General features: G+C 39.3%; 22 protein-coding genes. 15 read left to right on the top strand and 7 right to left on the bottom strand.

The genetic code is table 11. The features are described from left to right. The first annotated feature begins 47 nt into the window (after positions 1-47). Positions 48-1,280, top strand: coding sequence for a spore maturation protein (locus SanaruYs_RS16190; RefSeq protein ID WP_127123639.1), 1,233 nt, complete (start codon positions 48-50; stop codon positions 1,278-1,280). A gap of 59 nt (positions 1,281-1,339) precedes the next feature. Further along, a complete protein-coding gene (locus tag SanaruYs_RS16185) occupies positions 1,340-1,789 on the top strand; it encodes a DUF7832 domain-containing protein (RefSeq protein WP_246011927.1) in 450 nt (149 codons plus the stop codon). A gap of 39 nt (positions 1,790-1,828) precedes the next feature. Here the strand turns inward: SanaruYs_RS16185 and SanaruYs_RS16180 are convergent, their stop codons facing one another. Next, positions 1,829-3,604, bottom strand: a complete 1,776-nt coding sequence (locus SanaruYs_RS16180; RefSeq protein ID WP_127123637.1) for a hypothetical protein — start codon at positions 3,602-3,604, stop codon at positions 1,829-1,831. 66 nt (positions 3,605-3,670) lie between these two features. Between SanaruYs_RS16180 and SanaruYs_RS16175 the strand changes: the two genes are divergently transcribed. Next, positions 3,671-4,267 carry a TlpA family protein disulfide reductase gene (locus SanaruYs_RS16175; RefSeq protein ID WP_127123636.1) on the top strand — a complete coding sequence of 199 codons (597 nt, stop codon included), beginning with the start codon at positions 3,671-3,673 and terminating at the stop codon, positions 4,265-4,267. Positions 4,268-4,342: 75 nt separating this feature from the next. Here SanaruYs_RS16175 and SanaruYs_RS16170 read toward each other — a convergent pair whose 3' ends face one another. After that, a complete protein-coding gene (locus tag SanaruYs_RS16170; protein ID WP_127123635.1) occupies positions 4,343-5,107 on the bottom strand; it encodes a type III pantothenate kinase in 765 nt (254 codons plus the stop codon). Between the two features lie 265 nt (positions 5,108-5,372). Here SanaruYs_RS16170 and rpsF point away from each other — a divergent pair, with 265 nt between their 5' ends. From rpsF to priA, 7 genes are all read left to right on the top strand, one after another. Further along, the gene (gene rpsF / locus SanaruYs_RS16165; RefSeq protein WP_127123634.1) at positions 5,373-5,753 is read left to right on the top strand and encodes a 30S ribosomal protein S6; all 381 of its coding nucleotides are present in this window, start codon (positions 5,373-5,375) and stop codon (positions 5,751-5,753) included. Then, the gene (gene rpsR, locus SanaruYs_RS16160; RefSeq protein WP_127123633.1) at positions 5,750-6,001 is read left to right on the top strand and encodes a 30S ribosomal protein S18; all 252 of its coding nucleotides are present in this window, start codon (positions 5,750-5,752) and stop codon (positions 5,999-6,001) included. Before rpsF ends, rpsR begins: the two co-directional genes overlap by 4 nt. 26 nt (positions 6,002-6,027) lie before the next feature. After that, entirely contained in the window at positions 6,028-6,471 is a 444-nt protein-coding gene (gene rplI, locus SanaruYs_RS16155; RefSeq protein WP_127123632.1) for a 50S ribosomal protein L9, read from the top strand. A 110-nt stretch (positions 6,472-6,581) separates the two neighbouring features. Then, on the top strand, positions 6,582-7,565 hold the full coding sequence (locus SanaruYs_RS16150; RefSeq protein ID WP_127123631.1) for a GSCFA domain-containing protein: 984 nt from the start codon (positions 6,582-6,584) through the stop codon (positions 7,563-7,565). 30 nt (positions 7,566-7,595) lie between these two features. After that, positions 7,596-9,569, top strand: coding sequence for a thioredoxin domain-containing protein (locus SanaruYs_RS16145; protein WP_127123630.1), 1,974 nt, complete (start codon positions 7,596-7,598; stop codon positions 9,567-9,569). Beyond that, positions 9,566-10,444, top strand: coding sequence for an alpha/beta hydrolase (locus SanaruYs_RS16140; RefSeq protein WP_127123629.1), 879 nt, complete (start codon positions 9,566-9,568; stop codon positions 10,442-10,444). Before SanaruYs_RS16145 ends, SanaruYs_RS16140 begins: the two co-directional genes overlap by 4 nt. 10 nt (positions 10,445-10,454) lie before the next feature. Further along, complete coding sequence (gene priA, locus SanaruYs_RS16135; RefSeq protein ID WP_127123628.1) at positions 10,455-12,947, top strand: replication restart helicase PriA; 2,493 nt, start codon at positions 10,455-10,457, stop codon at positions 12,945-12,947. 124 nt (positions 12,948-13,071) lie between these two features. Here priA and surE read toward each other — a convergent pair whose 3' ends face one another. The 5 genes from surE to dnaG all read right to left on the bottom strand — a co-directional run bounded on the left by surE (position 13,072) and on the right by dnaG (position 18,235). Further along, positions 13,072-13,848, bottom strand: a complete 777-nt coding sequence (gene surE, locus SanaruYs_RS16130; RefSeq protein ID WP_127123627.1) for a 5'/3'-nucleotidase SurE — start codon at positions 13,846-13,848, stop codon at positions 13,072-13,074. A 109-nt stretch (positions 13,849-13,957) separates the two neighbouring features. Next, positions 13,958-14,560 carry a hypothetical protein gene (locus tag SanaruYs_RS16125; protein ID WP_127123626.1) on the bottom strand — a complete coding sequence of 201 codons (603 nt, stop codon included), beginning with the start codon at positions 14,558-14,560 and terminating at the stop codon, positions 13,958-13,960. A gap of 29 nt (positions 14,561-14,589) precedes the next feature. Next, positions 14,590-14,799: a hypothetical protein gene (locus tag SanaruYs_RS16120; RefSeq protein WP_246011926.1), complete on the bottom strand. Its 210-nt coding sequence runs from the start codon at positions 14,797-14,799 to the stop codon at positions 14,590-14,592. A gap of 142 nt (positions 14,800-14,941) precedes the next feature. Further along, the gene (locus SanaruYs_RS16115) at positions 14,942-16,165 is read right to left on the bottom strand and encodes a bifunctional 3,4-dihydroxy-2-butanone-4-phosphate synthase/GTP cyclohydrolase II (RefSeq protein ID WP_127123625.1); all 1,224 of its coding nucleotides are present in this window, start codon (positions 16,163-16,165) and stop codon (positions 14,942-14,944) included. Positions 16,166-16,321: 156 nt separating this feature from the next. Further along, entirely contained in the window at positions 16,322-18,235 is a 1,914-nt protein-coding gene (gene dnaG, locus SanaruYs_RS16110) for a DNA primase (protein ID WP_127123624.1), read from the bottom strand. 245 nt (positions 18,236-18,480) lie between these two features. On the opposite strand from dnaG, the gene SanaruYs_RS16105 reads away from it, so the two are divergent. From SanaruYs_RS16105 to SanaruYs_RS16085, 5 genes are all read left to right on the top strand, one after another. Continuing rightward, on the top strand, positions 18,481-19,575 hold the full coding sequence (locus SanaruYs_RS16105) for an Mrp/NBP35 family ATP-binding protein (protein ID WP_127123623.1): 1,095 nt from the start codon (positions 18,481-18,483) through the stop codon (positions 19,573-19,575). Continuing rightward, positions 19,575-19,832: a NifU family protein gene (locus SanaruYs_RS16100; RefSeq protein ID WP_127123622.1), complete on the top strand. Its 258-nt coding sequence runs from the start codon at positions 19,575-19,577 to the stop codon at positions 19,830-19,832. The genes SanaruYs_RS16105 and SanaruYs_RS16100 overlap by 1 nt, the downstream gene beginning before the upstream one ends. Positions 19,833-20,099: 267 nt before the next feature. Then, entirely contained in the window at positions 20,100-22,250 is a 2,151-nt protein-coding gene (locus SanaruYs_RS16095; protein WP_127123621.1) for a M43 family zinc metalloprotease, read from the top strand. Positions 22,251-22,275: 25 nt separating this feature from the next. Further along, complete coding sequence (locus SanaruYs_RS16090) at positions 22,276-23,358, top strand: D-alanine--D-alanine ligase family protein (protein ID WP_127123620.1); 1,083 nt, start codon at positions 22,276-22,278, stop codon at positions 23,356-23,358. Between the two features lie 8 nt (positions 23,359-23,366). Beyond that, positions 23,367-24,200 (top strand): PASTA domain-containing protein, encoded by an 834-nt coding sequence (locus tag SanaruYs_RS16085; RefSeq protein WP_127123619.1) that lies wholly within the window; start codon positions 23,367-23,369, stop codon positions 24,198-24,200. The last annotated feature ends 1 nt before the right edge of the window (position 24,201 follow it).

Here is a 24,201-nt window from a genome sequence, read left to right as displayed (position 1 = left end):
CATACTTTAGTCGATTGAATTGTAACCTAAAAACACCAATCAATTCTATGGCGCTAAACTATATTTGGCTTGCTTTTTTTCTAATCGCTTTTTTAGTGGCGCTTGTTAAACTCATTTTTTTTCAAGATATGGAGGTTTTTCCGGCCCTTATGAATTCCACTTTTAACTCGGCTAAAACAGGCTTTGAAATTTCGCTCTACCTGACTGGCATAATGTCTCTATGGCTTGGATTGATGAAAATTGCTGATAAGGGTGGTATTGTTGGTCTTTTGTCTAAAGTTATTGGTCCATTCTTCCAACGACTGTTCCCAGAAGTGCCTAAAGACCACCCGGCCAATGGCTCTATCATCATGAACTTTAGCGCTAATATGCTCGGCCTAGACAATGCCGCAACCCCGCTTGGTTTAAAGGCCATGAAGGAGTTGCAAGAGTTAAATCCTGAAAAGGATACTGCCTCAAATGCACAGATTACTTTTATGGTATTAAATGCATCCGGATTAACACTAATCCCAATTACTGTTATTGCCGACAGGGCAACCCTTGGTTCAGTTAATCCTACCAGCATTTTTATACCTACTCTCTTGGCTACATTCTGTTCTACAATTGTCGGTTTACTATATCTGTCATTTAAACAGAAACTAAAGTGGGATCTTGTTATGATCAGCTATATAGTCGGCATAAGTGCATTTATTCTACTTATGGTCATGTATTTCGCATCGTTGAGCCCAGAGGCTTTACAGGTGCAATCATCTTTAATCAGTAGCATTGCCATCCTAAGTATAATTATCTTTTTTTTACTACTCGGGCTTAGTAAGAAACTTCCTTTGTTTGAAACTTTTGTTGAGGGTGCCAAAGAAGGATTTGAAACATCTATAAAAATTATCCCCTACCTTATAGCCATGCTTGTAGGCATTGGTTTGTTCAGGGCTTCGGGAGCAATCGACTATCTCACTAATGCAATGGCCTGGCTTTTTGCAACGGGGTTGAATGTTAATACTGCTTTTGTAGATGCTTTACCCGTAGCCATTTTAAAACCACTCAGCGGCCAGGGCTCCCGGGCTATGATGATGGACATAGCAAAAGCATTAGGGCCCGATTCTTTTGCCGGAAATTTAGCCAGCATTTTTAGAGGCTGCTCTGAGACAACTTTTTATGTACTGGCAGTTTACTTTGGCTCAATTCAGGTAAGAAAAACACGCTATGCACTTACTGGCGGTCTTATAGCGGATGTAGCTGGGGCTATTGCTGCCATCTTTATTGCTTACCTGTTTTTTTACTAAGAATAAGAAAAAATTATATCGCCATTTGCATTCTTGGCGATATAGCCCTAACATTGATTATGGAAAAGAAGGCTGAAATCCAAAAAACTATTTACGACAATGCTAAGACACACTTTCTTGGCAACTTCCCCGATTCTCTACCGATTGAACAAGCTTATGTGCATATTGGCATGTATCTGGGATGGATTATTGAAAACGATTTGTACTCGGAATATTTTGAAGAAGAAGCGGCAATTCAGATTTTCCGCTTCAAAAGAAAGGAAATTTCATGTACTATATTAAGCGAGATCTGGGACGGTTACCTTGGCTTTGAACTATTTAGTCGTCAGGGAAATATGTTTACTTATTATTATTATGGTGGTGGCCTTTACAGAAATGACTACGATGAAATTTTAGTTAAAGGATTACCTTCTATTTACCATGTAACTGATAGTTGGGAAAACTACGACAGAATAAAAAACAGAATCGATTTACGTTTTCAAGATTGGAAAAAATTAACCGGCCAATAAGCCGGTTTTTTTTCCTTTTCTATGTTCAGAATTCGCCAGTTATTTCATTTTACCATTCTTGTCTAACACCCATTTTTTGTCATCAAGTCCGGTAACAATCAATTCTCCATTAATAAAGTTGGCAGAGGCCGGGATCATATCTACCTTAAAATGATTACTCCATGCAAGCCCATCTGACCTATAAATTTTTGCCACTGTAACAGATAACTTATCCCCTACCTTATTTTCATTATATATAATGACAAAAAATATTTGCTCACCAGCATCATTTATTATGAAGGCCTTTGATTGTGCCAAAGTACTGTGTCTATATCCTGCATCTACTGGGAATTTAATGGCAAGGTCAGGTTTTCTCGAAACAGTTATCCCGTACAAATAACCTTCTGTTGCAATAGAATCTTTAAAGAAAAGGCCCGCGGTATATTTTTCAGGCATTATTACTAAAGGCTGATAAGGTCTTGTTAATCCTGGATTTAGCTCTAGAGAAACAGAATCCTCACCTACTACTAACCAATTAATACCTTTGGTTCTGAACTTTACCTCAAAATCTTTTAAGGCTTTTTCCCGTTCTGCAAACTCTTGCAGCCCGCGAACATAACTCTTCAGTACACTCGTCTGATTATAGGTGTTTGTTATAAAATTTTCGTAGTCATCAGCTTTCTCATCAATCAAAGTAGAGGGCAAAGCTTTGGCCAGACTATCAAGCAATTTAATAGATGCTAATTCCTCTTTTGCAGTCCTAAGTTTCAAAGGAATGTTGGCACTGTCTTTTGTCAATAAATTTGATGCGAGATCTGAACGGTAATTAATCTCTGCTATTTTTAAATTAAAAAGTAATGCTGGCAGAGGCTGATCATCATAATTAGAAAGTTTTTCATGCAACAGTTTGCCACGAAGCTTCTCCATTTCAGCACGAACTGAAACTGTATCTTTTAATAGTTTCTCTCTTAATTTATTGATGTCAATGTCTGCTGAAATCAAATGATCCTTAAGCGGTGTAATCTCATCTCTGATTAGTCTTGAAGATTCATCAGCAAACTTCTTAAAGTTCCATAGCTGAACCTGATCACTTAGTAAATCGACTTTTTCATTACCGTCCTTAGTAAGGTCCTTAATTTCATTTAAGGTTAATTGATAATTGTAATTTGTTTTACCAAGTGCCTGAACGTTAGTTTTAAAGATATCGAAAGCTTTCAGGCACGAGTCAAATGTGCTGCTTATGTGCGAAAGCTGTTGGAGTGTGGTATTATCAGCACGTAAGAGCATGCTCTTTCTGGTACTATATTTCTTTTGCAAAGCTTGATAATGTCTTTGCGATCTATTGTAGGTAGAGTCAGTAAGGGCAAAGTAAAAACTAACAAGTTTAATTTTGTCTTTACGCTCTCTTAGTTCCTGTAAACGTTTTTCAATAAAAAATTGAATATCACTTATTTTTACACCATACTCTCCTGTGCGTAAATCTCTACGTTTAAAGGTTTCGTAGTACTCATCATTTTTTCTTAATTCTTTTTCAGTAATTAATATCATCGCCTTGTCGAGAAACAGACTGGCGGAATCCATATTAGATACTGAGATTGAACCCTCTTTTAAAATATCATTTTTAAGCGATTTGTGCTCAAAAATTAATCCCATATATAAAACCGCGTTAGGATTATCGTCATTTTCTTTCAAGTAACGCTTTAGAAAGGGTTCAGCCTCATCATATTGCTTATTAGCTAGCCAAACGTAAATATCTTTATACTTCACCTTTTGGGCCGTTGCTAAAAAGGAGGTGCTTACCAGAACAGACACTAAGAAAAAGCGAACTAAAGTCATTATCATTGTTGTTATTAGAGCGAAATTAAATAGAATTACTGTAAAAGTTAAACATCTATCGTGCCAATGAAGAAGGTAATCGGTCTGCTCAAGTCAATTTCAATTCCTGTTTTGCTAATCTTACTACTACATTTGACAGGCTTATTGAGTACTCCCACTGCATACGCTCAAAAAATTTTGATACAAAGTGGCATACTAAATGCCTCAGTAGAAAGACAAGTAACCAAAGAAAATTTTTCTTATGATTTCAAACTACAAACCCTTAGTGGCGAACCTTTCGATATGGGGCAGTTGAAGGGTAAGGTTATTTTTTTAAATCTGTGGGCAACTTGGTGCGGTCCTTGTAGAGCTGAGATGCCTGCTATTGAGTCGCTTTATAAAGGCGTAGCACATGAAGACCTTGCATTTGTTATGTTATCTATTGATAGAAAAAATGATGAGATAAAGGTAAAAAATTATGTTGCCAGTAAAGCCTTTACGTTTCCGGTTTACCTGGTGCAAAGCCCTTTTCCGAACAACCTCCCTGAAGTTTTGCAAGTACCTTCCATACCCACAACTTTTGTGATTAACAAGAAGGGAGAAATTGTTTATAAAAATGTTGGCACTGCAAATTACGACACCAAAAAGTTTAAAAACTTTTTACAAGAATTACTTCAAGAGTAAAACAAGATTTTAAGTAATTATACCCAATCAAACTAATTGTGTTTTGTCATCTTGGAAGTATTAAACTAAGAAAAACTACGCGTATTTTAAAACCAGTCTCAGTCCATCTAAGGTAAGCTCTCGGTTAATAATAGTAAACTCATCCTTTAATGCAGGCAAGATTGATGACAAACCTCCTGTGGCCACAACCTTAAGTTGAGGCTCATTTAACTCAGTTTTTATTTTTTGGAGCATCGTGCGAACAAGACCTTCGTAACCATGCAGCACCCCTGCCTGAATAGCATGGGTTGTATCTTTTCCCAACACAGATGCAGGAACAACTAAGGGTACTTCAAAAAGCTGAGCAGTATTTTGTGTTAGTGCTTTTATAGCCGTTTTCAAGCCTGGTACAATAGACACACCTATTATTTCGCCATTCGCAGATACTGTTGTAAAAGTTAAGGCTGTGCCAAAATCTACCACTACGCATTTGCTGTTAAAAAGCTCATAAGCGGCCAGAGCATTCGATACAAGGTCAGAACCGATTTGGTTAGGATTTAAGATGCCAATGGGTAGTTTTTTATAAAGGGCTGCTCCCAATACTACCGGCTCTTTTTCTGATAATTGAAAGATGGCTTGTTTTATGCGATCTGTTATTTCAGGCACCACACTACTAATCACTACTGCCTGTAAATGATCCATTTTGTAACCAAATTCCAGAAATAAGTCGCGTAGTCTGGCCACATAAAAGCCTTGTGGCAGATTAGTATCTGTAGGCAAACGCCATATTTGCTTCCAGCTTGCTTCATGCCAAAGACCTGCCGTTACATCAGAATTACCAATATCAAGAACAAAAATCATGGGGCAAAATACTGAATAAGTCGCAAACGATAGAGGCTCGGGGTTGGAGGTTATAGGCTAGAAGTTCGAGGCTGGAGATTAGAGGGTCGATGTTGGGCAGAAGCCAGAGCCTGTATCTTGAGGCCTATTTATTAAAACTCTGTAAATCAATTATTTAACTCCAATTTCAAGTCTTTAACCTTGTCCAAAACAATCTTCCCACAGTATTTTACAGTTTCGGGCAGAATTCTTATCTTTGCACCTCATTTTAAAAACACACAAAAACATGAACAATTACGAGACGGTATTCATTTTAAATCCCGTTTTGTCTGAAGATCAGATGAAGGATACTGTCGACAAGTTTGTGAAGGTGTTGAAGAAGGCTGATGCTAACGTTGTAAACGTTGAGCATTGGGGACTTAAAAAGCTGGCTTACCCAATCCAGCATAAGTCAACCGGCTTCTATGCCCTGATCGAATTTGCCGCAGCTCCTAGTTTAATCAACACTTTGGAAACAGAGTACAGACGAGACGAATCAGTTATGCGCTTCTTAACTACAGTGTTGGATAAACACGCTGTTAAGTACAACGAACGCAGACGCAAAGGCGAGTTTAACAAAGGAAAAGTAAAACCTGTTAGAAAAACTGAGGAGGAATTAGCACGATGAGCTTACAAAACGAACCAATCAAGCGCGCTGAGGTAAAGCCGAAGTATTGCCGCTTTAAGAAAAACGGTATAAAGTATATCGATTATAAAGATCCTGATTTCTTGTTGAAGTTTATCAACGAGCAAGGTAAGATCCTTCCTAGAAGACTAACTGGAACCAGCTGGAAATTCCAGACTCGCGTGGCTCAGGCTGTAAAGCGTGCACGTCACATGGCGATTCTACCTTTCACTGGCGATGGCTTGAAATAATTGTCCAACACGAAAACGAAAGAATCATGGAAGTAATTTTGAAAACAGACGTTGCGGGTTTGGGCTATAAAAACGATGTGATAAAGGTAAAACCTGGTTATGCCAATAACTATCTTATCCCTTCTGGAATAGCATCTTTAGCAACAGATTCAAATAAAAGAATGGTAGCGGAGAACATCCGCCAGATGGCGCACAAAGCTGCCAAGTTAAAGCAAGATGCTGATGCATTGGCTCAAAACATTGGTGACTTAACGCTTACCATCGGTACTAAAGCTGGTGAAACCGGCCGTATTTTCGGTGCCGTAACTGCTATTCAGGTAGCTGATGCATTAAAAGCAAAAGGCTTTGATGTAGACCGCAGAAAAGTAGTATTGAAAGAAAGCCCTAAGCAATTGGGTGACTACTCGGTTATACTTGACCTTCACAAAGAAGTAAAGCATGAGATCAAAATCTCTGTAGTAGCTGAGTAATCAATTCGGAACAAATATGAAAAGGCTGACCAGCAATGGTTGGCCTTTTTTGTTTTCGCCTCTCCATTCCTCGTCTTACCCTGTGAGGCTAAAAATATCTATCTTTCGTAATGTTCCGCACTGAACTTATTACGCATCCAAGTCAGCATAAAATAGCAATTACACATCCATTGCTAACCATTGGGTCATGCTTTGCTGAAGCCATTGGGAATCGCCTACATGGAGCGAAATTTAAAGTGAGTGTAAATCCATTTGGCACTACTTACAACCCAATATCGATTCATAATTTATTGGTGTACGCACTTACGGATAAAAATCTACCCAATGATGCTTACGTACAGCTTCAAGATGTACACCTAAATTATCATTTACATTCCTCCTTCAGTGCGTTAAGTAAAGCTGAGCTACAGCAAAAAATTGATGTTAGCATGAATAAAGTGCAGGCAGATTTAAAAGTTTGCGATGTATTGCTAATTACCTATGGCACTGCCTGGGTATATCAAAGAAAAAAAGAAGGTAATATTAATATTGTAAACAACTGTCATAAGCAAGCATCATCATTATTCAATAAACAATTACTTAAACAAAAAGAAATTGAGAATAGCTTTGACGGTCTGTATCAGGTGCTCAAAAAAATAAGACCAGATCTACGCATCATTCTAACATTAAGTCCGGTAAGACATATTAAAGATACGTTAGAACTTAATGCCGTGAGTAAAGCGATATTACGCACTAGTTGCTATCATATTAGCCAGCGATATACTGATGTCGATTACTTTCCAGCATATGAAATCATGATGGATGATTTGCGTGACTATCGCTTTTATAAAAGTGATATGTTGCATCCAACAATTGAAGCAGAGGACTATATCTGGGAGAAATTTGCACGAACTTATTTTGAGACAGATACTATTGCTTTCATTAAAAAATGGAAAGAAATTAAAGCAGCACTAGCACACAAACCCTTTCACCCATCCTCCACAGCACACCAGCTATTTTTAAAATCACTTTATACAAAAGTAAGTGAACTAAAAAATGTTGTGAATGTTGAAGAAGAACTGTTGTTTATCCAATCGCAGATTACTTCGCTTTGAAATCCTGAACTTGAAATCTTTAATTGAAGAATGAAGCCCAACCGTCTTATAAAAGCCACATCCCCTTACCTTTTACAACATGCACTAAATCCTGTGGATTGGTTTGAATGGAATGAAGAGGCACTCACAAAAGCTCAGCAAGAAAATAAGCCTATCCTTGTCAGCATCGGTTACTCTTCCTGCCACTGGTGTCATGTAATGGAAAAGCAGTCGTTCGAAAACGAAGATATCGCTGCGCTTATGAATGAATTCTTCGTTTGCATAAAAGTTGACAGGGAAGAAAGACCAGATATTGATCAGGTTTATATGGAAGCTGTGCAAGCCTTGGGTGCCAATGGGGGCTGGCCTCTGAATGTTTTTTTAACCCCTGACCAAAAGCCTTTTTTTGGTGGCACATACTTTTCGCCCAAAGCCTGGGCGCAAGTCTTAATTAACATTAATAAAGCATACAACGACAAACGCGAGCAAGTACTGGCTTCTGCTGAAGAACTGCGAAACGTTCTGAACAGCAACGACATTGAAAGATTCAAGCAAAACAATTCCATCAATGACCTGAAACAAGAAATTGAACAAGCCTTTCAGGCCACTGCACCAAAGTTTGATAAAACCTGGGGTGGTATTGACAAGGCACCTAAATTTATCATGCCTTCGGTTTGGCAATGGATGCTGCGTTACTACAACATCTCTAAAAACAAAGAAGCACTCGAACACGTCAACCTTACCCTTAAGCGCATTTTGTATGGTGGCATTTACGACCAGGTAGGTGGTGGCTTTGCACGCTATTCAGTAGACAGGGAGTGGTTTGCACCACACTTCGAAAAAATGCTTTACGACAACGCACAATTGTTAAGTCTGTATGCTGAGGCATATGCTCTCACAAAAGACAATGAGTACAAACGAGCAGTGCAAGAAACTTTCGATTGGTTAGAAAGAGAAATGAAGGATACGGAAGGTGCATATTACGCTGCGCTGGATGCTGATAGCGAAGGAGAAGAAGGCAAATTTTATGTTTGGACTGATGCCGAATTAAAAAATGTTTTGAAAGAAAACTACCAAGCGGCCTGCAATCACTTCGAATGTACAGCAGATGGAAATTGGGAGCACGGTAACAACATTTTAAAGCGAAAGACCGATAGTCAACTAGATAATGACTTACTGAACAAAATAAAAAGCGAGTTACTTACCATCCGCGATAGAAGAACAAAACCCGGTTTAGATGGCAAAATTCTTAGTAGTTGGAATGCGCTTACTATTATTGGGCTTACTGATGCTTACCGTTATCTACAGGAAGAAAAATATTTAAACGCGGCAAAGGGTGTTATCGACTTTATTGAAAAGAAGCTGTTAAAAGACAACGTACTCTTTCGTTCATATAAAGATAAAATTTCTACTACTGAAGCCTTCCTCGATGATTATGCCACTTTGATAGCCGCCTACGTAGCCATGCATCAGGTTACGTTAGATGAATCTTTCCTTATAAAAGCAAAATCTTTAACAGCATCCGCACTAGATAAATTTTATGATGATACTGATGGTTTCTTTTATTATTCTTCTAAACAAAATTTGATAGCGCGTAAAAAAGAAGTATTTGACAATGTAATTTCTTCATCTAATTCAATGATGGCGCGAAACCTCATTTTGCTTGGGCAGTTGTTTGAAAATGAAAAATGGATAAGCATAGCCGAGCAAATGATTAAATCACTGGCGCATGTACTTCGCAGTGAATTAAACTACACTGCCAACTGGGGTATGGCAGCCATGGAATTATATCATTCTCGCGCAGAGGTGGTGTTGAGTGGAAAAATTCTTCATGAAAAAGTACATAAGCTGCAAGCTGAATTCCTTCCCTTTGCACTCCTCATAAAGGCTAACGAAAATGGCACGCTATCCCTTGCTAAGGGGAAAACCAGTGAAGAAAGTGATTTAAAAGTATATGTTTGTTTTAATAAGACCTGTAAATTGCCAGTGAGCACCATTGAAGAAACTTTACAACAAATCAAATGAAAAGCATAGCCCTACTTTTACTGATTAGTTTTTCCGGTTTTGCACAAGTGAGCCATGGCCGTTTGGAACGAATTGAAGATTTCAAATCCACACATGTGAGCACACGTCATGTAGAGATCTGGTTACCTGATGGATATGGAGTTGATCCTAAAAAGAAATATCCCGTTTTATATATGCATGACGGTCAAAATCTATTTCAAGCTTCCACTTCTTTTAACGGACAAGAATGGGGTGTTGACGAAACGCTGCATGGATTAATGCACAAAAAAGATATACAAGAGTGCATTGTTGTTGGCATTTGGAACACAGGGAAACGTTTTGCAGAATATTTTCCTGCTAAAGCTTTTCCATTTCTATCTGATGAAGCTAAGAAAGAATTTACAAAAATTTCAGGCGAACCTTTATCAGACGAATACCTGAAATTTATAGTCACTGAACTCAAACCCTATATCGATAAAACTTTTCATACAAAACCTGATCGCGATCATACCTACATGGCTGGCTCCAGCATGGGTGGTTTGATTTCCTTGTATGCCGTATTAGAATATCCAAATGTATTCAGCAAGGTAGCATGTTTGTCAACACATTGGTTAGGCACACTTGACCTTAAACAAAAAGAAGTGCCTATGGTGCTTGAAAAATATGTGAAAGAACATCTGCCTAAATTTAACCACACCTACATCTATTTTGATTATGGCACTAGTGGTTTAGATGCCTATTATGAAAAACATCAAAAGGTAGTAGACCAGATTATGGCGGAACGTGGTTATCCGAAAGAACATTGGATAACAAGAAAATTTGAAGGCGCTGAACACCATGAAGCAGACTGGAGAGCAAGATTTGAAATACCTGCAAAATTTCTTTTAAAACGTTAGACCAGCTACTGTGTCGCTTTTTGAATCCACGAACACGCTATTTGCAGAACTTTTACTTCCGGTTCCCATTCCGAAGTTGTTCACTTATCGCGTGCCGCAGGATTACAACGATTATATCAAAATTGGACAGCGTGCCATTGTTCCCTTTGGTGAGCGTAAAGTTGTAACAGGGGTTATTACACACTTACACTCAAATCCACCGAAGGATTACGAGGCAAAGTATATTTTAGAGTTGCTCGATGAAGAGCGGGTTGTTTCGGATATTCAGTTTCGCTTTTTTCAATGGATTGCTGATTACTATTGCTGCACACCTGGTGAAGTACTCAATGCAGCTTTACCTGCTGGCTTAAAGTTATCCAGCGAAAGCATGGTGCAACTACATCCGGGCTTTGATTGGAATGAAAGCAATTTTGAGTTTACACAGAAGGAAGAAATACTTTTAAAACGTTTAGCACAAGAGCCTCTTACTTATACAGATATTTCAAAGATGCTCGGCATTAAGCAGGTGCACGGCATTCTAAAATCGCTTACTAAAAAGGAAGCCATTATTGTTTTTGAAGAGATCAAAGATAAATACAAACCAAAAACAGAAAGGCGCATCAGATTAAGCGAAGCTTATGTGAATAATAAACAACTTGAAGGATTATTTGAATTGTTAGGCAATAAACCAAAACAAGAAGAAGTTCTATTACGCTATTTGCAAGAAGTTCCTATTCTTCAGGATAAAACACTAAACAAGCAGGGCATCAGTCGTGCTACACTCTTGCAAACTGATCTGTCCGAGTCGTCCCTCTCAACGCTGATCAAAAACAATATTCTTGAAGAATTTGAAATTCACATTTCCAGATTCGACTCTACAACTACAAACGAAAAGCAAGAAATTGTATTAAGTGAAGAACAATTACAGGCTGAGCAAAGTATACTCACTGCTTTTGAGAAACAAAGCACTGTATTGTTGCATGGTATTACCGGAAGTGGTAAAACTGAAATCTATATCAATCTGGTGCAGAAAGCATTAGCCGATGGATCGCAAGTACTCTTATTACTTCCCGAAATTGCCTTAACCACTCAGATTGTTCAACGACTCAAAAAAGTGTTTGGTGGTGTTATGGGTATTTACCATTCACGCTTTACGGATAATGAAAGGGTTGAAGTCTGGAAGAACATTCTTAATGGCACTTTTAAATTTGTAGTAGGTGTTCGCTCCTCAATTTTTCTTCCTTTCGAAAACCTTGGACTTGTCATCATAGACGAGGAACATGACTCTTCGTATAAACAACATGAGCCTGCACCGCGTTATCATGCACGCGACAGCGCTATTTACTTAGCACAACTCCACCATGCTAAAGTATTGCTGGGTTCTGCCACCCCCGGTATCGAAACGTATTTTCAAACAGAACAAAACAAGTATGCGTTAGTAAGGCTGGATAAGCGTTATGCTGAAGCACAATTGCCGACCATTATTATTAGCAATCTGCAGGAAGAGCAACAGCGTAAAACCAATAAAGGTGAATTTTCTGGTTTACTGATCAGGAAAATGGAAGAAGCCTTAGCTGCCAAAGAACAAGTCATCATTTTCCAAAACAGAAGAGGTTATTCACCAAGTATCAGTTGTGAAGATTGTCATTGGATACCAAAATGTGTTAACTGTGCCGTTAGTCTTACCTATCACCAATACAGGCATGCACTCATTTGTCACTATTGCGGTTATAAAGAATCAATGCCAGATCAATGTCCAACCTGTACCTCCAAGCGCATAAAAACCATAGGCTATGGAACCGAAAAACTGGAAGAGGAACTCAACCTTCACTTTCCAGATTCCACTGTGCAACGTATGGACCTGGACACCACAAGATCTAAAAGCAGTTACGAAAATATAATTGAGCAATTCGAGAAAGGAGAAACCAACATTCTGGTAGGCACACAAATGCTTACCAAAGGGTTGGATTTCGACAATGTAAGTCTGGTGGGCATCTTCAATGCTGATCGCATGCTACACTTTCCTGATTTCCGGTCTTATGAAAGAGCTTTTCAACTCATCACACAAGTTAGCGGACGCGCAGGCAGAAGAAAGAAGACCGGTGAGGTGATTATTCAAACTTCTCAGGCTGAACATCCTGTACTTAATTATATTCTCAACCATGATTACCTTGGTTTTTACCGCGCTGAACTGAATGAGCGACATCAGCACATATATCCTCCGTACTCCCGGTTAATCGAACTTACAGTTAAGCATATTGATAAAAAAATATGCAGACAAGCATCCAGCGAACTCGCTGAAAGTATTCGCGGTACAATTACAGACATTCAAGTATTAGGGCCTGGTGAACCGATGATTTCTAAAATACGAAATCAATACTTAATGAGTATTCTGGTTAAAGTGGCCAGAGGTAATCAGCAACTGGCTCAAATCAAAAAAAGCATACAAAGTGAAATCGATCGCCTAAATAAAGTGAAAGAGTTTCGCGCTGTACGCTTTATTATTGACGTTGATCCGATTTAGTATAAAATTAAAGTAGTAATCGTTTCGTTACCTAAAATCCGTATGACCGCTGCATACTTTAGAATTCAGCGATCTGACGGATCACCCTTATTTTGAATATTGTAATTTCAGAAAAGCAGAAAAATTAAAGTATACTCCAGGCTTCGTTTAAAACAGCAATAGATGCATGTGCTGTTAAATCAAACTGACAAGGCACTACAGAGATATAATTATTAGCAATGGCCCATTCATCATTGTCTTCACCCTTATCAAAATTCACAAAGTTGCCTGCCATCCAGAAGTAACGTCTGCCATTCGGGTCTTTGCGTTCATCAAACTCCTCTATCCACTTGGCATTGGCTTGTCTGCAAATACGGATGCCTTTAAGGGACTCATTGCGCTTAGGGGGGAAGTTAACATTAAGCGCAACGCCTTTGGGTAAACCCTTCTCTAAAACTTGTAAAGTAATCTTTTTGATGTACTCTTCTGTGTGACTAAAGTCAGCATCATGACCAAAATCACATAGTGAAAAACCTATAGCAGGTGTTCCTTCAATTGCTCCTTCAATAGCAGCTGACATAGTACCTGAGTACAAAACACTGATCGAAGTATTGCTGCCGTGATTTACGCCACTCACCACCAAGTCAGGCTCACGAAGATCGCGCAGCACATAATGCCTTGCCATTTTTACGCAATCAGCCGGGGTGCCTGAACACTGGTATGCTTTAACACCTTCAAATATGGTCGACTCTTCCAAACGCAAGGTCTCTCCTACTGTAATGGCATGGCCCATTCCTGATTGCGGGCTATCTGGCGCTACTACGATAACCTCACCAATAGTTTTCATTACATTAACCAAAGTAAGGATACCCTTAGAAGTAATACCATCGTCATTAGAAACCAATATCAAAGGTCTTTTCATTTTTTAATAATTTTTAGATTTAGTCAGATGGAATGTCCAAGCTTAATTATCATCCGTGTAGGTGAGCTTTAAGAATGGGCATTTCATAAGTGCTTATTGAATAATTTAATTATAAGTTATTGTAGAATTTTATAATCTGTACGAGATCATATTTATCATCTACTTTTAAACGATTGTCTTTCATGTAATCCTCCACCTTGTCCGACTTCCTTCCCATCAGATTAAGTAAATCGGACTTTTTCACTTCCAGCGGATCAATACTGCCATTTTCTTTCAAGAGAAAATAATTATTTACCAAAACCAAACGGGTATAAGAGCCTACCATATAAGGACTACTGTAGGTTCTGTATTCTAAGGCTTCGCGACATAGTAAAGTCAAATCACCCTCAGCCAATAACTCAAAAAATACCGGTGCTTTATAATCTGTGTTGGTAGCATACGGAAGTGAGAAGAACTGGCGGTACTTACGAATGGTGTTATCGAAAATTTCGAAATACAAAACTTTACGTGCCGTTAGTGCTTGCGCAATCGACTGGCCTTGCTTGTATTGAAGTAAGTCTTGTTGTAAATCGTATTTGATCTGTCCTCTTAAGGTATCGCCCGATTCGAGCACAATTTTTCCTTCATGCCAAAGCTCAAATGCCCACTCTTGTGCATTTGCCTGCATGACAAAGCTGAAAAAAATAATTATGCTTGAAAGAATAGATCTCATCTTATCCCAAGTTTTTATACAATGGCTTATCAGCCTTCTTTTTTTGTAGTAGCTTTCTTTCTTACAGAAGTTGTCCGCTTTGAAGAAGTTTTCTTTGCTGCAAGTTTCTTTTTCCGCTTCGTTTTATGCTCTTGAATAAATTTACTCAAAAGTTCCTCTTCCTTTTTTGTTAAGGGTCTACTCTTAATCACAAAATCAACGCCTTCCGGCTCTCTAACTAGTCCCATAGCTTTAATCATTTGTGATTTTTCAAATTTACGTTTCTCAAGTTAGAATTTTCGACTAAGGCTCAATACATATAACGATTCACACTACCACTAAGTTCTGTCTTTCGTGTAGGTAATCTGCGCTTTTAACGACACACAAACAAAAACCAATATCTTACTTCACTATTTTTCCTAAAATAGTGTGACCTAATTTATCGCGCTTTGTTGTCAAATATTTTTCATTATGCGGATTAGGCGAAATTTCAATTGAAACATTATCAACAATCTCCAATCCGTAACCCATAAGGCCCACACGCTTTTTAGGATTATTTGTAATCAGTTTGATTTTCGTAATATTCAAATCTCTTAAGATTTGCGCACCAACTCCGTAATCGCGCTCATCCATGTCAAAGCCTAATTGAATATTAGCCTCCACTGTATCCAGTCCTTCTTCCTGCAATTTGTATGCCCTGAGTTTATTCAACAGACCAATACCTCTTCCTTCCTGATTCATGTAAAGCACAACGCCTTTACCCTCTTTATTAACTAATTCCATCGCACGGTGTAACTGAGGGCCACAATCGCAACGGCATGATCCAAAAATATCACCGGTAACACATGATGAGTGAACACGTACTAATACAGGTTCATCTTTGTCCCACTCACCTTTCACCAGCGCCATATGTGTGTCGCTGGTATTGAGTTGTTTGTAGGCCACTAATTTAAAATCACCATAAGCAGTAGGCATGTTCACATCTACTTGTCTTTCTATCAGTGATTCCTTTTTCAGTCTGTACTCAATCAGATCTTTGATTGATACGAGCTTCATGTTGAACTCCTTGGCTACATGCACTAAATCCGTAAGGCGCGCCATGCTACCATCTTCCTTTAATATTTCAACCAATACACCTGCAGGTTTAAAACCCGCAAGTCTGGCAAAGTCCATCGATGCTTCCGTATGTCCTGCTCTGCGCAAAACACCACCACGTTTTGCTTTAAGTGGGAAGATGTGGCCTGGCTTACCTAGCTCTGCCGGATCAGTGGCAGGATCAACGAGGGCTCTGATGGTTTTAAAACGATCGTGGGCAGAGATACCTGTTGTGCAACCATGACCGATCAAATCAACAGAAACGGTAAAGTTAGTTTCGTAGGCAGCCGTGTTTTTGCCTACCATCATCTCTAAACCAAGCTCTTCGCAGCGGTCTTCAATTAACGAGCAGCAAATCAATCCTCTTCCATGTCTGGCCATGAAGTTGACAATCTCAGGGGTTATGGCTTCCGCTGCACAAATAAAGTCACCTTCATTCTCACGATCCTCATCATCCACTACAATAATCACTTTACCATTCTTGATATCTTCAAGAGCCTCTTCAATCGTGTTTAATTTTATCTCGCTCATATTTTAAAATATTTACCGAAGTTTTTCGGCCTTTTCTTTTCTCTTACTTTTGGTTATTCAAATCCGTCTGACCGCTGTTTACTTTCGAATTCAGCGGTCTGACGGATTGTCCCTATTTAATTTCAAATTCAAAATTTGAAATTTGAAATTATCTTTTTACTTGGCTATTACAATTCCTAAAGTCTCTGCAATCTCACGCTCAGCATTTTTTAGTTGCTCATGAATGGTTAAAAATTTATCCAGGTCTGCATCGCTGGTCGCCAACTTAATTTTCTGCAAATTATCTTCCATCAATTTCTGCACTGCCCTGAATTTAAAACGCAACACATTACTGTACGCTACATCACCTATTACCTCCTTTTCGTGTGGGAAAAAAATGTGGTACTTTTCACTCCAGTGCGGACTAGTATGATAACGCGAGGTCATCAAATCCGCTACAATCTTTTTCACTTCCGTAGAACCGTTTTCTAAAAAGTAAAATTCATCTACAGCTTTACCCTCGTTGGATAAGGTTTTAAAAGTTTGAAAAATTTCTCCAAACACAGGATTGGTAAACACCACCTCATCCATTTCATGTAACAAATAATGAATGAGCTTTTGTTCCTCCACTGCACTTTCTGCATAATTTAAGAGCAGGCGTATGGTTTCACGCTCCTGCATTTGCACCATTCCTCCAGTATCCAGTTTGGTGTTCTCCTGAAATTCTTCACTAAAATCTGGTGCAACTTCAGGTTCATCCTTAACTTTTTCCTGCTGCTTTTTGCGTTCGCCAATTAGTATTTTATTGAGTTCGGTCAGTAAAACACTCTCTTGTATTTTTAATAAAGAACTGGTTTCCTGTATATAAACCGAACGTTTAATCGGATCAGGTATAACCGAAATACTGGTGATGATCTCGCGAATGGCTTCTGCTTTTTTAATCGGATCCCTCGAAGCATCTGCTGCATATAAATCGATCTTAAAAGAAATAAAGTCTTTGGTGTTCTCCTGAAAATAAGTTTTCAGTTCTGTGCTGCTCCGCTTCTTCGAAAAACTATCTGGGTCATCGCCATCGGGCAATAATAAAACGCGCACATTCAATCCACCCTTTAGCACTAAATCGATACCACGCAATGCTGCTTTAATACCGGCAGCATCTCCATCAAATAAAACGGTGATATTTTCAGTAAACCTGCGAATGAGTTTGATCTGCTCTTCTGTTAACGCAGTACCAGATGATGCCACAGCATTTTCAATCCCGGCCTGATGCATGGAAATCACATCGGTATAGCCTTCAACTAAAAAGCAAAAATCTTCTTTACGAATGGCATTCTTAGCCTGGTACATACCATATAGCACATTGCTCTTATGGTAGATTTCCGTTTCCGGTGAGTTGATGTACTTCGGCTGGTCTTTCTCTTTGGTTAAAATACGGGCACCAAAAGCGATAATTTTACCCGCCAGATTATGCACAGGAAAAATCACCCTTCCGCGAAAGCGATCATAGTGCTTTTGATCTTCCTTGAAAATAACCAGGCCTGACTTCTCCAACACTTCGGCACTATAGCCTTTTGCGAGGGCGGTTTCCTCCAAGTTGTGCCATTCGTTCAGGGCATAGCCTAGTTCGAATTTTTCTATGGTGCGGTCGTTAAAACCGCGTTCATGAAAATAGCTTAATCCTATGCTTTTTCCCTCCTCATGCTCTTTTAAAAGGCCTTTAAAGTGCTCTTTTGCAAAGTTCATGACAATATAGAGACTGTCGCGGGCGCTAAGTGCCTCCAATTCTTCCTGGGCGGCTACCGTTTCTTTCAGCTCAATACCGTACTTTTTAGCCAAATAACGCAGGGCTTCGGTATAGCTCATGCCCTCGTGTTCCATCACAAAAGTGATGGCATCCCCACCTTTTCCACTGCTAAAGTCCTTAAAAATGCCTTTTGCGGGCACAACGTAGAACGAAGGCGTCTTTTCGTTGTTAAAAGGGCTGAGTGCCTTATAATTCTGACCAGACCGCTTCAGGGTAATAAAATCGCTGATGACATCGACAATGTCCATGCGGTTTTTGATATCATCTATAGTTTCGCGGGTAATCATGAATTGAGCGGCTAAGATACCTATTGGAGGCTAGCGGTGGGAGACTGGAGGTTGGATTTTTAGAATTCTTATTGAAAGCTGTAGTGATTAGGCTTTAAAGCCCTTAGCTTCATGCTACACGCCACAAGCTACTAGTGTTGTGCCTCAAACCTACAGCTTCTAACTTCTATATTCTGTATTCTATCTTCTAATATATATTCTCACTCCTAACTTCTAATTTCCATTTTCCACCCCTAATTTGCAGCATGAATTTTACTGAAGCAGATATAAGCAACGCCCTGTCTACCGTTAACGATCCTGATATTAAACGCGATCTGGTAAGCCTCGGCATGATCAAGGATATTAAGATAAGTGCCAATAAAGTTGCCTTTACGGTGGTGCTTACCACCCCTGCCTGTCCCCTAAAAGGCAAAATTGAAAAAGACTGTCGTGACGCTGTTGAAAAAGTAGTGGGAAAAGCGGTAGAGATCGATATTTTCATGACCTCTTCAGTTACCTCCTTACGCGATAACGCTCCACTGCTGCCTGGGGTTAAAAATATTATTGCAGTCGCCTCTGGAAAAGGTGGTGTGGGTAAGTCAACGGTTACCTCGAACCTCGCGGTGGCCTTAGCAAAAGCAGGCGCTAAAGTTGGCCTTATCGATGCTGATATTTATGGCCCCTCTATTCCAGTAATGTTTAACTGCGAACATGAGCAGCCAACTGTAAAACAGGTTAACGGTAAAAATATTATTGTACCTATTGAACAATACGGTGTAAAACTTTTGTCAATCGGTTTTCTTACGCCACCTGAAAGCGCAGTAATCTGGCGCGGGCCTATGGCCAGCTCGGCTCTAAAACAATTTATTACAGATGCTGAGTGGGGAGACCTTGATTACCTATTTATAGATTTACCTCCGGGAACCAGCGACATCCATTTAACCCTGGTGCAAACAGTGCCTGTAACCGGAGCGATCATTGTTACTACTCCACAAAAGGTTGCCTTAGCCGATGCACAAAAAGGTCTTGCTATGTTTAAGCAGCCTCAGATTAACGTACCAGTATTGGGTGTAGTCGAAAACATGGCATTTTTCACACCAGAGGAATTACCTGATAATAAATACTACATCTTTGGTAAGGATGGCGGCTTGAACTTATCAGAAAAATTCGATGTTCCGTTCCTCGGTCAGATACCTTTAGTACAGAGTATCCGGGAAAGCGGTGACAGCGGATTACCTGCCGTGATGAAGGATGGCATAACGGCCACTGCATTTACCAATTTGGCCGAGTCATTAGCACGCCATATTGCCATAAGAAATGCTAATTTTACACAGACAAAAAAAGTTGAAATAACGGTTTAATGAATACAGTCGAACTAACGCAAAGAATTGAAGCATCCCTGGATGGCATAAGACCTTATTTGGAGGCTGATGGTGGTAACGTAAAAATACACGAGCTCACCAGCGACAACACCCTAAAACTTGAGTTTGTAGGTGCTTGTGGTTCATGCCCGATGAGCAGCATGACTTTCAAGGCGGGAGTTGAAGAAGCTATTAAAAAGGCAGTGCCCGAAATTTTAAAAATAGAGGTAATTAATCTTACGCCTATTAGCCGCTAATAGAACAATAATCAATAAGACTTCACGTTTAGTAACATACCGGATTTTCTCCGGTATTTTTTTACCTGTTTTGTTAAGTAGCCTCACCTCCTGTCCTCTACAAAGGAGAGTATGACCAAAGAGACTTAACTAAAAGACATTATATTTTTTACCATAAAGCTACTTTTATAACAAAATCAATTGCTCCTGCAAACTAGTGCTTTTGATGAGTCTCCATATGGTTACACTTCTTATCTTTGGATGATACATGCTGCAAACCCAGGCTAGATGTCGTTGAACTTACGCTGTTTTTCTATCTCATTATTATGCTTGCTTTGGTCAGCATTTTTACCATCGGGTAAATTGCAGGCACAAATACGTTGCGCCACAACAGAGCAGACCAATGCGCTTTTTGAGCGGATACAAAAGCAAGAGCGCAGGGAGATCTTTGAAAAAGCAATACGTGACAAATCTATCAATCGCCTACAACCTAACGGGAAACAACGAACACACGCTGGTCCCTATCAAATTCCGGTTGTTGTACATATCATTCACAATGGTGAACCGGTTGGTATAGGCACTAATATCCCTGATGAACAAGTCTTCTCTCAAATAAGAGTATTAAACGATGATTTTAAAAGACTCAACAATGATGCAAATCTGACACCAGCGGAATTTCTTCCTCTTGCTGGAGGTCTTGATATAGAATTTGTATTAGCTCGCCAATCACCCGATGGTCAACCCAGTAATGGAATAGTCAGAAAGAAAGGATCAAAGAGCGGATACATTTTTGAAGAAGAAGTCTTACTTAAATCAGAAAGCATTTGGCCTACCGAAGATTATCTGAATATTTGGGTTTGCCGTATGACAGATGACGTAGTTGGTTATGCGCAATTTCCTATCTCTGATTTACAGGGACTTGAAGAATACCAAAATGAAATTGCTTCAACCGATGGTGTGGCCATTGCACATGATGCTTTTGGTAGTATTGAAGATGGTAACTTTAATCTGCTCTCAAGATTTAATAGAGGAAGAACCCTAACGCATGAAGTAGGCCACTACTTTGGTCTTCGTCATATCTGGGGTGATGACTCCAATTGTAACACCACTACCGATTATGTAGCTGATACACCAAAGCAGAATAACGATACCAGCGGTTGTCCAACACATCCTCAGGTTTCCTGCTCCAACACAAAAATGTTTCAGAACTTCATGGACTATACTAATGATGTGTGCATGAATCTTTTTACCGCTGGCCAAGTTGATCGCATGGAGATTATTCTTAACGATGATAATGTTCCGCGTAGAAAGTCATTGCTTTCATCGCTGGGATTAATCTTTCCTCCGGGTGGTTTGCAAAACGTAGCCTTACTCGACATTATATCACCCTGGCCTGTTAGCTGTGCCACTGAAAATGTGCTGACTATACGCTTTCAGAATATAGGAAGCGATCCACTAACTTTTATTCAATTGTCATACCAACTAAATGGCGGAACTGTTACTAATACACAACAAATTTTTGATCCTATTGCCCCATTCAACTATGGAGAAATTAGCATTCCTTTATTGATAAGTGAAGGAACTTACGATTTAAGTGTTACTTTAAATTTACCCAATGGTGCAGAAGACAGCAATCCAAATGATAACACATTAACGAAGTCATTTATCATTGACGGCATCGTTGATCAGATGCCAACACGCGAAAGATTTGAAGGCTTTTTTAATGAAAAATGGACGGCTATAAATCCGGAAGATGGTGACAATTGGATCCTCACTTCAACATTTTACAATCAGTCATTAGTTTTTCAGTCGCTTGACTTTACCCAACAATCTACCGCATGGTTAGTTAGTCCCAATCTGGATTTCAGCAATCTAACCGAAGCAAATCTTCGCTTCGACTGGTCGCATCGCACAAGCCCTAATAATGATGTAAATGGATCCATTTTATACAGCACTGATTGCGGACTTAATTACCTACCATTAACTTCATTTATTTTTGAAGGAACAAGCAATACAACCAGTGTAATTAGCGAGGATAACTGGGACAGTCAAGTGATCAACCTGAACAACCTTGCCAATGAACCCTCAGTAAGGTTAGCGATAACTGCGAGGGCCTACCTTGATGATCCCCTGTATCTTGACAATATAGAACTCTATGCAGGAGAGGCGTCACCAAAAATTCCGCTTACTGAATTGGTAGCTATTTACCCTGACCAGAATGGTGGCTTAAACCTTACTTTTAATGTGGAAGAAAGACAAACCGTTGTTTTTTCAATTTATGACATTACCGGAAAAACACTGGTAAAAAATATTGCAGTCAATACGCTAAATCAAACCTACACATTCCCCCTTAGCGATGTTAATACCGGTATTTATGTCGTGCATATTAAGGCAGACAACCAATACTATAGCCAAAAAGTGTTTATAGAAGGTAGATGATTGCTTATCTTAGCCCTTTGATTTTATGACAGAAAAAAAGAAAGTTGTTATCCTGTATGGCGGCCGTTCGGTAGAGCATGGTGTGTCTATTAATTCCGCTAAAAACATTTATGAGTTTATCGATAAAGATAAATTCGAAGCCATAGCCATAGGGATCAGTAAAAGTGGGAAATGGTTTCTTACAAAAGGTGTAAGCAAAAACATAGAAGAAGGAAAAGCCCTGAGCATTTTACTAGATGCACAAAAGCCAGGCTTTGTAATTGCGGGTAATGAAGAACGCTTTAATGTAGACATTATATTCCCGGTGCTTCATGGTACTGACGGAGAAGATGGCAGTATACAAGGGATGATTAAAGCATTGGATCTGCCAATGGTGGGCACAGGGGTATTGGGCTCGTCACTTTCTATGAATAAAATTGTGGCAAAGCGTGTGTTGGAGTCTGCTAAATTACCGGTAGCGAAATACATGACTTTTCACTTCACACAAAGGGAGCAGATAAAATTTGCCGACATCAAGAAAAAGTTAGGTATACCCTTCATGGTAAAAGCTGCTAACTTGGGTTCTTCTGTTGGTGTAAACAAAGTAAAAAAACCTGCTGACTTGGTTAAAGCGCTTGATGATGCTTTCAAATATGATGACGAAATCATTGTTGAAGAATTTATAAAAGCCAGAGAAGTTGAATGTGCTATTCTAGGCAACAACCCTCCGCAAGCCAGTATGCCAGGTGAAATCGTCATCAGCAAAAAATATGAGTTCTATACTTTCGATGCCAAGTACGTAGATCCAGAAGCTGTACGCATTGAGGTACCCGCAAAGCTTACCAAAGCAGTTGCTGAAAAAATCAGAACACTTTCTGTTAAAGCTTTTCAGGCTTTACGATGCGAAGACTTTGCCAGAGTAGATTTATTCTTGTCTGGTAATAAAGTGTATGTAAATGAAATTAATACCATACCGGGCTTTACTAATTCCAGTATGTTTCCAATGATGTGGAAGGAACGTGGTATCGGTTTCAGTGAACTCATCACTACTTTATTAACCATTGCTCAGGATCGATACGATAAAGGCAAGAGAATCGAGCGAAGTTTTTCATCAGCATTAAAATTCTAATCTTAGCTATGCAAAATCCTTTTAAGAAATATAAACCCGGAACAATTGGTGGACTTGTGCTCAGCATAATTGTGGCAATACTTATATTTTTTACCATAGGTATTTCCTACTTCTATGCTTACCTGCCCTCCTCTACCAATCACGGTGAAAGTATAACTGTGCCCGATATTCAAGGGATGAACATTACAGAGCTTGAAAAATTTCTGCTCGACAGAAATTTGCGATATGCCATCAATGATTCATCTTATTCGTCTGATTATGAACCGTTGACTGTTTTAAAGCAGTATCCTGCAGCAGGTGTTAAGGTTAAAGAGAACAGAAATATTCTTATCACTATAAACCGTGTTACTCCACCAAGTGTACCCCTTCCCAACCTAATTGATGGCTCACTGATTAATGCGGAAGCAGTGATGCGTGGTAGCGAACTAAAACGTGGTCGTATACAATTAGTGAGGGGTCCTTTTCTAAACCTTGTCAAAGAAATGCGTTATCAAGGCCAGAAAATTGAGCCCGGAACACGTATACCAAAAGGCTCTGTTATTGACCTGGTAGTTGAAGATGGTGGTAGCAATGAAATACCGACACCGAATGTAGTTGGTTACACCCTGGAGGATGCTAAAATTCCAATCTTTGGATCTAACCTTCACATAGGAGAAATAATTGTTGTTGGTGATACTGTCAACAATGGCCCCATCGTTATTCTAAAGCAGTCGCCTGTTCCTCAAACTAAAATGAGAGCCGGAGATGTGATTGATGTTTGGGTGGGCAAAAAGGGAACAGAAGTTCCTGAAGACGAAGAAATAGATGAAGATGAAGATCATGTCGATCTTAACGAATTATAAT

Source organism: Chryseotalea sanaruensis, assembly GCF_003990915.1.
Classification (GTDB): domain Bacteria; phylum Bacteroidota; class Bacteroidia; order Cytophagales; family Cyclobacteriaceae; genus Chryseotalea; species Chryseotalea sanaruensis.
The sequence above is the reverse complement of the archived record's forward strand: the minus strand, read 5'-3'. Positions and strand labels throughout refer to the sequence as shown.

Bases quoted from the DNA above. Each gene is read 5' to 3' on its own strand.
- SanaruYs_RS16190 (WP_127123639.1), top strand. From the start codon at position 48: ATGGCGCTAAACTATATTTGGCTTGCTTTTTTTCTAATCGCTTTTTTA.
- SanaruYs_RS16185 (WP_246011927.1), top strand. From the start codon at position 1,340: ATGGAAAAGAAGGCTGAAATCCAAAAAACTATTTACGACAATGCTAAG.
- SanaruYs_RS16180 (WP_127123637.1), bottom strand. From the start codon at position 3,604: ATGACTTTAGTTCGCTTTTTCTTAGTGTCTGTTCTGGTAAGCACCTCC.
- SanaruYs_RS16175 (WP_127123636.1), top strand. From the start codon at position 3,671: ATGAAGAAGGTAATCGGTCTGCTCAAGTCAATTTCAATTCCTGTTTTG.
- SanaruYs_RS16170 (WP_127123635.1), bottom strand. From the start codon at position 5,107: ATGATTTTTGTTCTTGATATTGGTAATTCTGATGTAACGGCAGGTCTT.
- rpsF (WP_127123634.1), top strand. From the start codon at position 5,373: ATGAACAATTACGAGACGGTATTCATTTTAAATCCCGTTTTGTCTGAA.
- rpsR (WP_127123633.1), top strand. From the start codon at position 5,750: ATGAGCTTACAAAACGAACCAATCAAGCGCGCTGAGGTAAAGCCGAAG.
- rplI (WP_127123632.1), top strand. From the start codon at position 6,028: ATGGAAGTAATTTTGAAAACAGACGTTGCGGGTTTGGGCTATAAAAAC.
- SanaruYs_RS16150 (WP_127123631.1), top strand. From the start codon at position 6,582: ATGTTCCGCACTGAACTTATTACGCATCCAAGTCAGCATAAAATAGCA.
- SanaruYs_RS16145 (WP_127123630.1), top strand. From the start codon at position 7,596: ATGAAGCCCAACCGTCTTATAAAAGCCACATCCCCTTACCTTTTACAA.
- SanaruYs_RS16140 (WP_127123629.1), top strand. From the start codon at position 9,566: ATGAAAAGCATAGCCCTACTTTTACTGATTAGTTTTTCCGGTTTTGCA.
- surE (WP_127123627.1), bottom strand. From the start codon at position 13,848: ATGAAAAGACCTTTGATATTGGTTTCTAATGACGATGGTATTACTTCT.
- SanaruYs_RS16125 (WP_127123626.1), bottom strand. From the start codon at position 14,560: ATGAGATCTATTCTTTCAAGCATAATTATTTTTTTCAGCTTTGTCATG.
- SanaruYs_RS16120 (WP_246011926.1), bottom strand. From the start codon at position 14,799: ATGATTAAAGCTATGGGACTAGTTAGAGAGCCGGAAGGCGTTGATTTT.
- SanaruYs_RS16115 (WP_127123625.1), bottom strand. From the start codon at position 16,165: ATGAGCGAGATAAAATTAAACACGATTGAAGAGGCTCTTGAAGATATC.
- dnaG (WP_127123624.1), bottom strand. From the start codon at position 18,235: ATGATTACCCGCGAAACTATAGATGATATCAAAAACCGCATGGACATT.
- SanaruYs_RS16105 (WP_127123623.1), top strand. From the start codon at position 18,481: ATGAATTTTACTGAAGCAGATATAAGCAACGCCCTGTCTACCGTTAAC.
- SanaruYs_RS16100 (WP_127123622.1), top strand. From the start codon at position 19,575: ATGAATACAGTCGAACTAACGCAAAGAATTGAAGCATCCCTGGATGGC.
- SanaruYs_RS16095 (WP_127123621.1), top strand. From the start codon at position 20,100: ATGTCGTTGAACTTACGCTGTTTTTCTATCTCATTATTATGCTTGCTT.
- SanaruYs_RS16090 (WP_127123620.1), top strand. From the start codon at position 22,276: ATGACAGAAAAAAAGAAAGTTGTTATCCTGTATGGCGGCCGTTCGGTA.
- SanaruYs_RS16085 (WP_127123619.1), top strand. From the start codon at position 23,367: ATGCAAAATCCTTTTAAGAAATATAAACCCGGAACAATTGGTGGACTT.